General features: G+C 71.8%; 10 protein-coding genes. 6 read left to right on the forward strand and 4 right to left on the reverse strand.

Annotated elements, in window-relative coordinates:
* Positions 1-731 precede the first annotated feature (731 nt).
* Positions 732-1340: a TetR/AcrR family transcriptional regulator gene (locus tag OHA77_RS35015; RefSeq protein WP_406313575.1), complete on the reverse strand. Its 609-nt coding sequence runs from the start codon at positions 1338-1340 to the stop codon at positions 732-734.
* 89 nt (positions 1341-1429) lie between these two features.
* Here OHA77_RS35015 and OHA77_RS35020 point away from each other — a divergent pair, with 89 nt between their 5' ends.
* The 6 genes from OHA77_RS35020 (at position 1430) to OHA77_RS35045 (ending at position 8973) form a co-directional block, all read left to right on the forward strand.
* Positions 1430-2998, forward strand: coding sequence for a carboxyl transferase domain-containing protein (locus tag OHA77_RS35020; RefSeq protein ID WP_406313576.1), 1569 nt, complete (start codon positions 1430-1432; stop codon positions 2996-2998).
* 40 nt (positions 2999-3038) lie between these two features.
* Positions 3039-5090: an acetyl/propionyl/methylcrotonyl-CoA carboxylase subunit alpha gene (locus OHA77_RS35025; protein ID WP_406319924.1), complete on the forward strand. Its 2052-nt coding sequence runs from the start codon at positions 3039-3041 to the stop codon at positions 5088-5090.
* Positions 5083-5226, forward strand: a complete 144-nt coding sequence (locus tag OHA77_RS35030) for a hypothetical protein (protein WP_406313577.1) — start codon at positions 5083-5085, stop codon at positions 5224-5226. The genes OHA77_RS35025 and OHA77_RS35030 overlap by 8 nt, the downstream gene beginning before the upstream one ends.
* On the forward strand, positions 5226-6170 hold the full coding sequence (locus OHA77_RS35035) for a hydroxymethylglutaryl-CoA lyase (protein WP_406313578.1): 945 nt from the start codon (positions 5226-5228) through the stop codon (positions 6168-6170). The genes OHA77_RS35030 and OHA77_RS35035 overlap by 1 nt, the downstream gene beginning before the upstream one ends.
* Before the next feature lie 2 nt (positions 6171-6172).
* Positions 6173-7330, forward strand: coding sequence for an acyl-CoA dehydrogenase family protein (locus tag OHA77_RS35040; protein ID WP_406313579.1), 1158 nt, complete (start codon positions 6173-6175; stop codon positions 7328-7330).
* Between the two features lie 302 nt (positions 7331-7632).
* Positions 7633-8973, forward strand: a complete 1341-nt coding sequence (locus OHA77_RS35045) for a glycoside hydrolase family 6 protein (RefSeq protein ID WP_406313580.1) — start codon at positions 7633-7635, stop codon at positions 8971-8973.
* A gap of 109 nt (positions 8974-9082) precedes the next feature.
* Here OHA77_RS35045 and OHA77_RS35050 read toward each other — a convergent pair whose 3' ends face one another.
* The 3 genes from OHA77_RS35050 to OHA77_RS35060 all read right to left on the reverse strand — a co-directional run bounded on the left by OHA77_RS35050 (position 9083) and on the right by OHA77_RS35060 (position 12904).
* Positions 9083-10951, reverse strand: a complete 1869-nt coding sequence (locus OHA77_RS35050; RefSeq protein WP_406313581.1) for a hypothetical protein — start codon at positions 10949-10951, stop codon at positions 9083-9085.
* A gap of 64 nt (positions 10952-11015) precedes the next feature.
* Entirely contained in the window at positions 11016-11966 is a 951-nt protein-coding gene (locus OHA77_RS35055) for a carbohydrate kinase family protein (protein WP_406313582.1), read from the reverse strand.
* Positions 11963-12904 carry a pseudouridine-5'-phosphate glycosidase gene (locus OHA77_RS35060; RefSeq protein WP_406313583.1) on the reverse strand — a complete coding sequence of 314 codons (942 nt, stop codon included), beginning with the start codon at positions 12902-12904 and terminating at the stop codon, positions 11963-11965. Before OHA77_RS35060 ends, OHA77_RS35055 begins: the two co-directional genes overlap by 4 nt.
* Positions 12905-12983 lie beyond the last annotated feature (79 nt).

Raw genomic sequence — 12983 nt, forward strand, 5'->3', positions numbered from 1 at the left:
CACGAGTTCCGGTCGCCCAAGGGCCGGGAAGAGGTCAAATTCTCGTCGGCAACCCCGGTACGACAGCGCCACCGACCGGCTCTCGGCAAGCCATCCGACTTGCTGAGAGTCGTTTTGCCGTTTGCAGGCACGGCCGGTGCGAGCATCGTCGAAGAGTCAGAACCGATCATGACAACTGGGGGAAAAATGCTACGAAAACTGGTCCCGATCCTGGTCGCGGTCGCGGCGACCGGATCACCGGCGGCCACGGCCACGGCCTGGGCGGACGGCCTGTCGGCCGTGCGGACGGCAAAATCGGTCACCGCCGCCGCGCCTGCCGGTACGTGCACGCCCGGATCGCCGTGCGCGGCGGTCAACTGCGGTCCGGGCCGCGTATGCGTGCCCTCGCCCAAGCAGTGCTTCACCGCGCCGTGCCCGCAGTACGACTGCGTTCCGGCCTATCCGCGGCCGCCGTATCCGCCGTCGTACCCGGAGGCCTATCCGCGGCCGCCATACCCGTATCCGCCGTATCCGTATCCGCCGTACCCCTACCCGCGGCCGCCGTATCCGCCGTCGTACCCGGGGGCTTATCCGCGGCCGCCGTACCCGCCGCCGTACCCGGGGGCCTATCCGCGGCCGCCGTACCCGCCGCCCTACCCGCGGCCGCCCTACCCGGTGCCGAGGCCGCCGTACCCGGGTCGCTAGCCTCTGCGGCCGAGTCGGGCAGCAGAGAGCGTCACTGTTAGCAGTTCCTAACCTTTTGCGGTGGCGAGCGCCGCGCGGGCCATGTCTCGCAGCAACTCGGCCATCGCTTCCTGCGGGAGTTCGCCCGCACTGTGCGGGGTGGAGTTGAGCAGGCCGAAGACGGCGTGGGTGGCGGCGCGAAGGCGCGGCGGGGGGCAGGCGGGGTAGAGCTCGCTCAGCACCGTCACCCATTCCTCCACATACAGCCGCTGCAGGCGGCGGATCTGGCGGCGCGCGGGTTCGGGTACGTTGCCGAGCTCGCGGTCATGCACGACGATCAGCGCGGGATGGCTGAGCGCGAACTCGATCTGGCCGGTGAGCAGGGCGTCCAGGGCTCGTTCGGCATCAGGAGCCTCGGTCACCCGATCGGCGGCCGAGGTGTGCAGGCGCTCGCTGACGTCCAGCAGCATCTCGGTCAGCAGCGCCTCCTTGCCGCTGAAGTGCCGGTAGAGAGCGGGGCCCGACGTGCCCACCGCCCCGCCGATGTCCTCGATGGAGGTGCCGTGGAAGCCGCGTGCCGCGAACAGCCCGGCGGCGGCGTCCAGGATCTCCGCGCGCCGTGATCCGCGGGAGCGGGGCGGGCGGGGCGGGCTCTGCGCAGTCGTCACATCTCGCATGGTAGACGGTGGCGTTAATGGTGACTAACATCGGCAGCGGAGTTAGTGACCATTAACCCACGGCGAGGGAGCCGGGCAAGGGGGCTCGCATGAGTGGCTGGCCAGTGCTGCGGAGCGCCTGCGACCCGGGTGGCGAGAGTTTCAAACGCAACGCGGAGATCAACGAGCGGCTCGTCGCCGACCTGCGGGAAAGGCTCGCCGTCGCCGGTCTGGGCGGGCCGGAGAAGTCACGCGCCAGGCACGTGTCACGGGGCAAGCTGCTTCCCCGCGACCGGGTGGACACCCTGCTCGACCCGGGATCGCGATTCCTGGAGCTGTCCCAGCTCGCCGCCACCGGCCTGTACGGCGACGACGCACCGGCGGCGGGGATCATCACGGGTGTGGGCCGCGTCTCCGGCCGCGAGTGCGTGGTCGTGGCCAACGACGCCACGGTCAAGGGCGGCACCTACTACCCGATCACGGTCAAGAAGCACCTGCGCGCCCAGGAGGTCGCCCTCCACAACAATCTGCCGTGCGTCTACCTCGTCGACTCCGGCGGCGCGTTCCTGCCCAGACAGGACGAGGTCTTCCCCGACCGCGAGCACTTCGGCCGGATCTTCTACAACCAGGCCACCATGTCGGCGCGCGGCATCCCGCAGATCGCCGCGGTCCTCGGCTCCTGCACGGCGGGCGGCGCCTACGTCCCGGCGATGAGCGACGAGGCGGTCATCGTCCGCAACCAGGGCACGATCTTCCTGGGTGGCCCGCCGCTGGTGAAGGCGGCGACCGGGGAAGAGGTGACCGCCGAGGAACTGGGCGGCGGTGACCTGCACGCCCGGGTCAGCGGCGTCACCGACCATCTCGCCGAGGACGACGCCCACGCGCTGCGGATCGTCCGGGACATCGTGGCCACCCTCGCCCCGCGCACCCCCTCCCCGTGGGAGCGCGTCCGCACCGAGGAGCCGGTGCGCGACCCCCGCGAACTCTACGGAATCGTCCCCGCCGACACCCGCACGCCGTACGACGCGCGGGAGATCATCTCCCGCGTCGTGGACGGCAGCCGGTTCGCGGAGTTCAAGGCCGAGTACGGTGCGACGCTCGTCACCGGGTTCGCCCACATCCACGGCCACCCCGTCGGGATCATCGCCAACAACGGCATCCTGTTCGGCGAGTCCGCGCTCAAGGGCGCGCACTTCATCGAACTGTGCGACCGCCGCGCCGTCCCGCTGGTGTTCCTGCAGAACATCAGCGGGTTCATGGTCGGCAAGGCGTACGAGGCCGGAGGGATCGCCAAACACGGGGCCAAGATGGTCACCGCCGTCGCCTGCGCCCGGGTGCCCAAGCTCACCGTGGTCGTCGGAGGCTCGTTCGGAGCGGGCAACTACGCGATGGCCGGGCGGGCCTACTCGCCCCGGTTCCTATGGATGTGGCCCAACGCGCGCATCTCCGTGATGGGTGGCGAGCAGGCCGCGAACGTGCTCTCCACCGTCGGCGACACCGACCCCGACGCCATTCGCAGGCAGTACGAGGACCAGGGCAACCCCTACTACTCCACCGCCCGCCTCTGGGACGACGGCGTCATCGACCCCCTCGACACCCGCACCGTCCTCGGGCTGGCCCTGTCCGCCGCGGCCAACGCCCCCCTCGACCCCGTCGGCTACGGCGTCTTCCGGATGTGATCACACCCATGACCCACCCACCTCTCGGGGCCCGCCCATGATGTTCGACACCGTCCTCATCGCCAACCGGGGCGAGATCGCCCTCCGGATCATCCGCACGCTGAGAAGACTGGGTATCCGCTCGGTCGCCGTGTACAGCGACGCCGACGCGGGCGCGCGGCACGCCCGCGAGTCCGACCTCGCGGTACGGCTCGGCGGCGGCTACCTCGACATCGACGGGCTTCTGGACGCCGCCACGGCGGCCGGGGCGCAGGCCGTACACCCCGGATACGGCTTCCTGGCGGAGAACGCGGCCTTCGCCCGGCGGTGCGCCGAGGCGGGGCTGGTGTTCGTCGGCCCCCCGCCGGAGGCCGTCGAGGCCATGGGCGACAAGATCCGGGCCAAGGCCACCGTCTCGGCTGCAGGGGTCCCCGTCGTCCCCGGCGGCGCCGAACCGGCCGACGACCTGCTGGAAGCCGCCGAAAGAGTCGGCTTCCCCGCCCTGATCAAACCCTCCGCGGGCGGTGGCGGCAAGGGCATGGTGCTGGTGCGCGCAGCCGCGGAGCTGCCGGAGGCACTGGAGTCCGCCCGCCGTACGGCGGGCGCCGCGTTCGGCGACGCGACCCTGCTGATCGAGCGTTTCGTGGACACCCCCCGGCACATCGAGATCCAGGTGATGGCCGACACGCACGGCAACGTCGTCCACCTGGGTGAGCGCGAGTGCAGCCTCCAGCGCCGCCACCAGAAGATCATCGAGGAGGCGCCCTCCCCGCTGCTCGACGCCGAGACCCGGGCGAGCATGGGCGCCGCGGCGGTCGAGGCCGCCAGATCCGTCGGCTACGTCGGCGCGGGAACGGTGGAGTTCATCGTCCAGGGCGCCACCGGCGACTACTACTTCATGGAGATGAACACCCGGCTCCAGGTCGAGCACCCGGTCACCGAACTGGTCACCGGCCTGGACCTGGTCGAGCTCCAGTTGCGGGTCGCGGCCGGTGAGCCGCTCCCGTTCGCCCAGGACGAGGTGCGGCTGCGCGGCCACGCCGTCGAGGCCCGTGTCTACGCCGAGGATCCCGCCCGCGGCTTCCTGCCGACCGGAGGCCGGATCCTGGCACTGCGCGAGCCCGGCGACGTCCGGGTGGACTCCAGCCTGATGACCGGCGGCGTGGTCGGCAGCGACTACGACCCGATGCTGTCCAAGGTCATCGCCTGGGGGCCGGACCGGGCGAGCGCGCTACGGCGGCTGGACGGGGCGCTCGCCGAGACGACCGTCCTGGGCGTGCCGACCAACATCGCCTTCCTGCGCGCGCTGATAGCCCGACCGGAGGTGGTGGCCGGAGAGCTCGACACCGGCCTGGTCGAGCGTCATCTCGACACACTGGTCTCGCACGGCGCCGTGCCGGCCGACGTCCTGGCCGCGGCCGCCCTGCTCCTCCAGCACGACCGCGTGCCCGCGGCGCCGGGCGACCCGTGGGACGTGCCGGACGGCTGGCGGCTCGGCGAGCCCGCATGGACGACCTGGCGGCTGGAGGGCCGTGACCGGGTGGCCGAGGTGCGGGTGCGGGGGCTCCCCGGAACCGGGGCGGAGGTCCTCCTGCCCGATGACCGGTCGCCCGGCGGCGACGGCCCGGCAACGGGGGAACGGCCGCCCGGCGGCGACCTCGGGAGCGCCGGCCGGGCGCCCGTGCGGGGCGGGATCGTCCGGGCGACGCTGGCCGAGGACGGCGACGACCTGCTGGTCACCCTGGACGGGATCCGGCGCCGCTACGCCGTCGCCCGGGACGGCGACACCCTCTGGCTCGGCCGGGACGGCGGCGCCTGGGCGCTCACCCGCCACCACCTGGGCGACCCCGGTGACCGCGCCGGTGCGGGCGCCGCCGGGGACGGAGTAGTCCGCAGCCCGATGCCCGGCACGGTCCTCGTGGTCAAGGTGGCCGCGGGGGAGCAGGTCGCCGAGGGGCAGCCGCTGCTCATCGTCGAGGCCATGAAGATGGAGCACACCGTGACCGCGCCGGTCGGCGGGGTGATCGCCGAACTGCCGGTCCGTACCGGCCAGACGGTCGACATGGACGCCGTGCTGGCGGTCGTCCGGCGGGAGGAGGGCCGTGATGCGTGAGACCGTGCGGGTCCGCGGCGTGGAGACCACGGGAGCCGCGATGCGTGAGGCCGTACGGGTCCGCGGTGCGCAGACCATGGGAGCCGTGACGGAGGCGCCGTACGCGCCTGTCGCGGCGGGGCGGAAGGGGGCGTGATGCGCGAGCCGTACCGGGTGCCGGCGGCGGGGCTGCCGGAACGGGTCACGATCTACGAGGTCGGACCCCGGGACGGGCTGCAGAACGAGCCGGTGGTCGTCCCCGTCGAGGTCAAGGCGGAGTTCGTCGCCCGGCTGGCCGCCGCCGGGCACCGGGTGATCGAGACGACCAGCTTCGTGCACCCCACGTGGGTGCCCCAGCTCGCCGACGCCTCGGAGCTGCTGGCCGGCCTGGAGCGGGTCCCCGGCGTGCGATACCCGGTGCTCGTGCCGAACGAGCGCGGCCTGGACCGGGCACTTGAGCACGGGGTCCAGGAGATCGCGATCTTCGCCAGCGCCACCGAGACGTTCGCCCGCAAGAACCTGAACCGGACAGTGGAGTCGCAGTTCGAGATGTTCGAACCGGTGGTCGCCAGGGCGCTGCGGCACGGCCTGAAGGTCCGGGCGTATGTGTCGATGTGCTTCGGAGACCCCTGGGAGGGGCCGACGCCGATCGGCCAGGTGGTCGCCGTGGGCCGCAGACTGCTCGACCTGGGCTGCTTCGAGCTGTCGCTCGGCGACACCGTCGGCGTCGGCACCCCGGGCCACGTGACCGCGCTGATCCAGGCGTTCGGCGGCCCCTCCCGGCTGGCCGTGCACTTCCACGACACCTACGGCCAGGCGCTGGCCAACACCCTCGCCGCCCTCCGGGAGGGGGTGACCGTGGTGGACGCCTCCACCGGCGGCATCGGCGGCTGCCCGTACGCCGAGAGCGCCACCGGCAACCTCGCCACCGAGGACCTGGTGTGGATGCTGAACGGCCTCGGTGTCGAGACCGGACTGAACCTCGAATCGCTGGTGGAGACCAGCACCTGGCTGGCCGCGCGGCTCGGCCGTCCCAGCCCTTCACGGGTCGTCCAGGCGCTGGGCGCGGACCCGGCGACCACCCAAGACGTCAAGGAGTGACGATGCCCAAGCTCGGCGGCGAGTACGAAGACCTGCGCAAGACCGTGGAGGCGTTCGCCCGCGACGTGGTGGCTCCGGTGATCGGGGATCTCTACGAGCGGGAGGAGTTCCCCTACGACATCGTGCGGCAGATGGGGGCGATGGGCCTGTTCGGGCTGCCGATCCCGGAGGAGCACGGCGGCATGGGCGGAGACTACTTCGCGCTCTGCCTGGCCCTGGAGGAGCTGGCCCGGGTCGACTCCAGCGTGTCCATCACCGTCGAGGCCGCGGTGTCGCTGGGTGCGATGCCGATCTACCGGTTCGGTACGGCCGAGCAGCGCGCCGAGTGGCTGCCCCGGCTGACGTCGGGCGAGATGCTGGGCGCCTTCGGCCTGACCGAGCCGGGCGGCGGCTCCGACGTTCCCGGCGGCATGCGGACCACGGCCGTGCTGGACGGGGACGAGTGGGTGATCAACGGTTCGAAGGCGTTCATCACCAACTCCGGCACCGACATCACCGGTGTCGTCGGGGTGGCCGCCATCACCGGCGAGCGCGCCGACGGCAGGAAAGAGATCTCCACGATCCTGGTGCCGGCCGGCACACCGGGCTTCACCGCCTCGAAGAAATACTCCAAGGTGGGCTGGAACTGCTCCGACACCAGGGAGCTCTCCTTCGTCGACTGCCGGGTCCCGGCGGCCAACCTGCTCGGCGAGCGGGGCCGGGGCTACGCGCAGTTCCTGCAGACCCTCGACGAGGGCCGCGTCGCGATCGCCGCCCTGTCCGTCGGGCTGGCCCAGGGATGCGTGGACGAGTCCCTGCGCTACGTGCGCGAGCGCCGGGCGTTCGGTCACCCGATCGGCCACTACCAGGCCATCCAGTTCAAGATCGCCGACATGGAGGTCCGCACCCACACCGCCCGCCTGGCCTACTACCACGCGGCCGACAGGATGCTGGCCGGTGAGCCCTTCAAGAAGGAGGCCGCCATCGCCAAGCTCGTGGCCGGTGACGCGGCCATGGACAACGCCCGCGACGCCACCCAGATCTTCGGCGGGTACGGGTTCATGAACGAGTATCCGGTGGGCCGCTTCTACCGGGACGCCAAGATCCTGGAGATCGGCGAGGGCACCAGCGAGGTCCAGCGCATGCTCATCGCCAGAGAGCTGGGCCTGAGCGACCTCTGAGCCGCGGGCATCCGAGGCCTGCCACGGCCACAGCGGCCGGCAGGTCTTCCTTCCACACGGCGCGCCGAAATCCGCTTCGAACGGTGCGTCGCCGTTGCGCTCGTGCACGCCGTCCTCCTCTGCCATCGGGTGGGGCGGCCCAGGCCGATCAGCACGCGGACGTGAAACTTTCACCGGTGACAAGTGGTGTTCGCACAGTTCAGGACCGTGGACGGTGAGCGGGTGGCGGCCGGGACTGGGTGCGAGATCGACGGGTCGTTATGGTGGGAGCGCTCCCACATCCTCCTTCAAGGAGCCCGTCCATGCCAAGAAGATCCGCCCTTGCGACGCTCTGCGCCGCCCTGGCCCTCACGGCCGCAGCCGCGGTCTCCGTGGCCACCGGGGCGTCCGCCGCCGATTCCTCGTTCTACGCCGACCCGGAGACCAGCGCGGCCAAATGGGTCGCGGCCAACCCGGGCGACTACCGCGCGCCGGTCATCCGCGACCGGATCGCGGCCGTCCCGCAGGCACGCTGGTTCACCACGACCAACACCTCCGCCGTGCGCGGTCAGGTCTCGGCGTTCGTCGGCGCGGCGGCGAGCGCGGGCAAGACCCCCATCCTGGTCGTCTACAACATCCCCAACCGTGACTGCAGCGGGGCCAGCACCGGTGGTGCGCCCAACCACACGGCCTACCGGCAGTGGATCGACGAACTCGCGGCGGGCCTTCAGGGGCGTCCCGCGACGGTCATCCTGGAGCCCGACGTGCTCCCGATCATGACCGGCTGCATGAGTTCCTCCCAGCAGCAGGAGACCAACGCCTCGATGGCGTACGCCGGCAAGAAACTGAAGGCCGGGTCGGCGGCGGCGAAGGTCTACTTCGACATCGGGCACTCCGGGTGGCTGTCCGCGTCCGAGGCCGGGGCCCGGCTGAGAGCGGCGGACGTCGCCAACAGCGCCGACGGCATCTCCCTCAACGTCTCCAACTACCGCTGGAGCTCCACCGAGGTGGCCTACGCCAAGAGTGTCATCTCCGCCAGCGGGGTCCCCCGGCTCCGTGCGGTGATCGACACCAGTCGCAACGGAAACGGCCCGCAGGGCAGTGAGTGGTGCGACCCGGCCGGCCGGGCCATCGGCACGCCGAGCACGACCGACACCGGCGACTCGATGATCGACGCGTTCCTCTGGATCAAGCTGCCGGGCGAGGCCGACGGCTGTATCGCCGGCGCCGGGCAGTTCGTGCCGCAGCGTGCCTACGACATGGCCCTCGCGGCTCCTCAGCCCACGCCCACCGCCACGCCCACGGTCACGCCCACCCCCACACCCACACCCACGGTCACCCCCACCGGCGGTGGCGGTAAGGCCTGCACGGCCGCCTACCGGGTGACCGGCTCCTGGCAGGGCGGTTTCCAGGCCGAGGTGACGGTGAAGAGCACCGGCGGCGCGGCCCTCACGGGCTGGACGGCGAGCTGGTCCTTCCCGAACGGTCAGAGCGTCACCCAGCTCTGGAGCGGACAGTACAGCCAGAGCGGTGCCAACGTCTCGGTGCGGAACGTGGACTACAACGGGGCTCTCTCCCCGGGCGCCTCGGCGTCCTTCGGCTTCACCGGAAACTGGTCCGGGACCAACGGTGTGCCGACCTCGGTGAACTGCGCCGCCGCCTGACCCGGTGGCGCAGTCGGGACCCGGTACGGCATGCGTGGAATGTGCTCCCCGCGCGTGCCGTACCGGATTTTCCTCTTTTGCGGAGCGGCCAGGCGGCCTGCTCCGTGCTTCAGCTGGGCAGCTGGGCGTCCAGGCGGTAACCGTCCACCGTGACGTACACCTGGTCGCCCGGACGGGCGTTCAGGCGCATCAGCACCGGCTGGAGGGAGTCGAAGACCGGCTGGTCCCGCCAGACCAGCACCACCGCGTTGTCGCCGGGGCCGGTCACCGAGAGCAGCGTGCCGGGACGCATGCCGAGCTGGGTGGCATATCCCTCCGGAACCGCCACCGGGCCGCCCCGCAGATGCTCGCTGGTCACTTCTATCCGCTGCCAGCGGCTCGGGTCGGTCACCGGGTTGGTCGGCGGGTGCATGGGGGCGCGCTGGCTGGTGATCAAATGGGGCCGGGTGCTGACGCCGGACAGCGCCGACAACGCCGCCAGAGCGGTGCGGGGGTCGATGGAGTTGGCGTTCACCTGCGGGATCGGCTGGCCGCCGCGGTGGTGATGGCCGTTGGCCCCGGGCGTGCGGCGGGGGAGCTGTTTGCCGACCTCGGAGTCCTCGACGGAGAACGTGTCCTGTGTGCCGGTGGCGGCAAGAGCGTCCAGCCAGGCCTGCGCGGAGTGGGTGCGGATGCCGAGCTGATGCTCCATGAGCGCGACCACGTCGGCGTCGATGGGTTTGCTCGCCAGTAGCTGCCGGGTGCGGTCCCGCAGACCTCCCAGGTCGCCCACGACGAGCCAGCCGTCCTGCAGGCGCCGGTCGGGCATGAGGGTGACCAGCACCCGCCAGAGCGGGGTGCGGAGTGTGGGGACCTCGATGGGGTGGGCGGGATCGGCGCCGATGAGCTGGTCCTGTGTCGCGGCGGCGCCCAGCCACTCGGTGAGCCCGAACATGTGCCCCGTGAGCGGGGCGGACTCCGAGGAGCGCAGCCAGAGCAGGATGCGTTCTTCGGCGGCGCGCTGGGCCATGGACAGCGCGTCGCGATCGGCGTTCAGCTTGTGTGCCAGGGCGCGCAGGCTGATCGGTTCGACGGCGAACAGTCGCTCCACGGCGACCGCGCGCTCCAGCGGCCCCCAGTCGCGGAACATGTTGTCCACCAGCCGGACCAGCGGGTAGTCGCTGAGCCTGACCTGGGGCTCGGGCTCGGGCGCGGCGATCGGCGCTCGCGGTGCCTGTGGCACGGAAGGCGCTTGCTGCGGCACGGGCGGAGCCTGCGGTGGCACGGACGCCTGCGATGGCACGGACGGTCCCGGTGAGGGCGCAGGCGGCCCCAGCGGCGGAACGGACCGCCCCTGCGGCACGGCCGGTGCCTGTGGCGCGACCGGTGCGTGTGGCATGGCCGGTCTCTGCGGCGCGACCGGTGCGTGTGGCATGGCCGGTCCCTGTGGCGCGGCCGGTGCGTGTGGCGCGGCCGGTGCCTGCGGTGCGGCCGGTGCCTGCGACACGGCCGGCGCCTGCTGCTGTGGAACCTGCCGCATCGGGGTGGCGGCCGGTGCGGGCTGTTCGCCGAGCACCGGGATCCTGCTGAGCACCTCGTGGAAGATCGCGGTGACCACGACCTCCGGAGAGGCGGGCAGCGAGGGCCCGCCGAGATCTCCGGTGGTCAGGCGGCGCAGCCGGGACCAGCCGCCCAGCCCGGTGATCGAGGCACGGGCGGGCTCCGACCACCCGGGCAGGGTGGGGTCGACCGTGTGGACGTGCAGTGCGGGCAGGACGTCGCTCAGCGGCAGGTGATCCCAGCGGGAGACCGAGAGCCGGGCCAGCCGCTCGCAGATCCACTCGAGCCCGGCGACGCCCAGGGCCTTGGGCAGGGTGACCGAGGACCACCAGCCCGCAGGCAGGCGAGAATCGGTCAGGACTTCGGCGATCTGCTGTGGCCGGCTCCAGCGCAGGGCCGGAACCAGATCACTCAGGCAGATCGATGACTCGGCATCCATCGGCGGACCGAAACCTCCCCAAAGTGACGCATGTGGCTATTGATGCAGCCTACGCCGCAAGCTATCAATTGGTGTTAAGAGGGTAAAGCTGGTCGGTACCCAAATCGGACGCGGAGCTCCGTGGCCGACCACCTACGGCCGTTACGGCCTCGGCTCCGGCACGGCCGCCCGCGTCCAGTGCCGCCTCGTCGCCGGCCCCTCTCAACAGGGCGGTCAACAGGCCGGCGGCGAACGCGTCCCCCGCCCCGGTCGAGTCAACCACCTCTGCGGCCGTTCCGGGAACCCGAGCCGTCAACTTTCCGTTTCTCGCCATCAGAGCGCCCTGGGAACCGAGCTTCACGGCCGCCGCGCCGTACCGGAGGCTCAGTCGTTCGGCGGCCCGTTCCGCGGAGCTCTCCGCGGTGAGCAGCAGCGCCTCGTCCAGGTTGGGGATGATCAGCGACGCGGCCAGGGTCTCCAGGACGAACCGCTCGGTGCCGAAGGTGCGCAGGAAACCGGTCGAGGCGGGATCGACGCTGATCGTGACGCCCCGCCGGGCGGCCTCGGCCAGGGCCAGCCGGGACAGCTGCAACCCCGGCTCGGCGAACAGCGTGTATCCGGACAGGTGCAGGTGACGCACCCCGTCGAGCAGGCCGTCGTCCCAGTCGTCGATGCCGATGTGCCCGCCCGCGCCCCGATTGGTGAGCATGGAGCGCTCCCCGGTCGCGTCGATCATGGCGATCACCACCGCGGTCGGACGGTCGGGGTCCACCCGCAGATGCGACCGGACTCCGGCACGCCGCAGTTCGGCGGCGTGCCACTCACCGGTGTCGAAACCCACCCGGGTGAGGATCCGGGCGTCGGCTCCCAGATGGGCGGCCCAAGAAGCCGTGTTGGCCCCCGAACCGCCCGGGCGCAGGACGATCTCGGCGGCGGTGTCCGTGCCGAGGGCCAGCCCGGCCAGGGCGGTCCCGCCGTGCAGTGCGACGACGTCGGTGACCACGTCGCCGATGACCAGCAGGCCTTTTCGGGTCACGGCTTCCCCTGACTCCATGAGACCGCGATCTGCCCGGCGACGCGGACGTTCCCCCGTACGGCCGCCAGGTTCGCCTCAAGTGAGGCGCCCGCGGTGCCCCTCACCAGATATCCCAGCAGGAACGGCGTGATGGCCTGGCCGGTGACCTTCTCCCGGTCCGCCGCGGCCAGGGCCTCGGCGAGCACCCGGTCGTGCAGGACGGGGTCGAGCTGCTCGGCCCGCGCCACCGGGTTGGCCACGATCAGCGCGGTCTCCGGGCCGCCGAGCGCGTCCTGGGCCCGCATGATCTCCGCGGCCTCGGCCGGGGTCTCGATCCGCCAGTCGATCGGCTCACCGGAGGTGTGCAGGTAGAAGCCGGGGAACTCGTCGGTGCGGAACCCCGCGACGCTGACGCCGCGGGTCTCCAGCCGCTGCAGGGTGGCGGGAACGTCCAGGATCGACTTCACGCCCGCGCAGACGACCGTGATGCGGGTGCGGCTCAGCATGTCGAGGTCGGCCGACTCGTCCTGGCTGTCGGTCCATCCACGGTGCACGCCGCCGAGGCCGCCGGTGGCGAAGATCCGGATGCCCGCCCGCGCGGCCAGGAACGAGGTCGCCGAGACCGTGGTCGCCCCGCTGGCCCGCAGTGCGACGGCGGCGGGCAGATCGCGGAAGCCCAGCTTGCGCAGGCCCGGCTCGGTGGCGATCCGCTTGAGCTCGTCCGGGCCCAGGCCGATGTGCGCCACGCCGTCCAGCACCGCGATGGTCGCCGGTACGGCCCCCGCCTCGCGGACGATCTCCTCCAGCTCCACCGCGACCTGGAGGTTGCGGGGCTGGGGCAGGCCGTGCGAGATGATCGTGGATTCGAGTGCCACGACCGGGGCGCCCTGCGCCAGTGCCTCCGCCACCTCGGCGGAGGGGCGGAGCGCGCTGTCGATGGGCTGCTGGGTGGTACGCATGAGCGGGTTCTGTCTCCTCATAAGGCCGGCCGAGCGGCTGCTGGAACGATGTAAAAAGGGTTCCTTTATTCAAAGGTGC

This window comes from Streptosporangium sp. NBC_01639 (assembly GCF_045209755.1).
Taxonomy (GTDB): domain Bacteria; phylum Actinomycetota; class Actinomycetes; order Streptosporangiales; family Streptosporangiaceae; genus Streptosporangium.

What these genes read in the sequence shown, in the direction of transcription:
- OHA77_RS35015 (WP_406313575.1), bottom strand. Translation starts at nt 1,340, where the DNA reads ATGCGAGATGTGACGACTGCGCAGAGCCCGCCCCGCCCGCCCCGCTCC.
- OHA77_RS35020 (WP_406313576.1), top strand. Translation starts at nt 1,430, where the DNA reads ATGAGTGGCTGGCCAGTGCTGCGGAGCGCCTGCGACCCGGGTGGCGAG.
- OHA77_RS35025 (WP_406319924.1), top strand. Translation starts at nt 3,039, where the DNA reads ATGTTCGACACCGTCCTCATCGCCAACCGGGGCGAGATCGCCCTCCGG.
- OHA77_RS35030 (WP_406313577.1), top strand. Translation starts at nt 5,083, where the DNA reads ATGCGTGAGACCGTGCGGGTCCGCGGCGTGGAGACCACGGGAGCCGCG.
- OHA77_RS35035 (WP_406313578.1), top strand. Translation starts at nt 5,226, where the DNA reads ATGCGCGAGCCGTACCGGGTGCCGGCGGCGGGGCTGCCGGAACGGGTC.
- OHA77_RS35040 (WP_406313579.1), top strand. Translation starts at nt 6,173, where the DNA reads ATGCCCAAGCTCGGCGGCGAGTACGAAGACCTGCGCAAGACCGTGGAG.
- OHA77_RS35045 (WP_406313580.1), top strand. Translation starts at nt 7,633, where the DNA reads ATGCCAAGAAGATCCGCCCTTGCGACGCTCTGCGCCGCCCTGGCCCTC.
- OHA77_RS35050 (WP_406313581.1), bottom strand. Translation starts at nt 10,951, where the DNA reads ATGGATGCCGAGTCATCGATCTGCCTGAGTGATCTGGTTCCGGCCCTG.
- OHA77_RS35060 (WP_406313583.1), bottom strand. Translation starts at nt 12,904, where the DNA reads ATGCGTACCACCCAGCAGCCCATCGACAGCGCGCTCCGCCCCTCCGCC.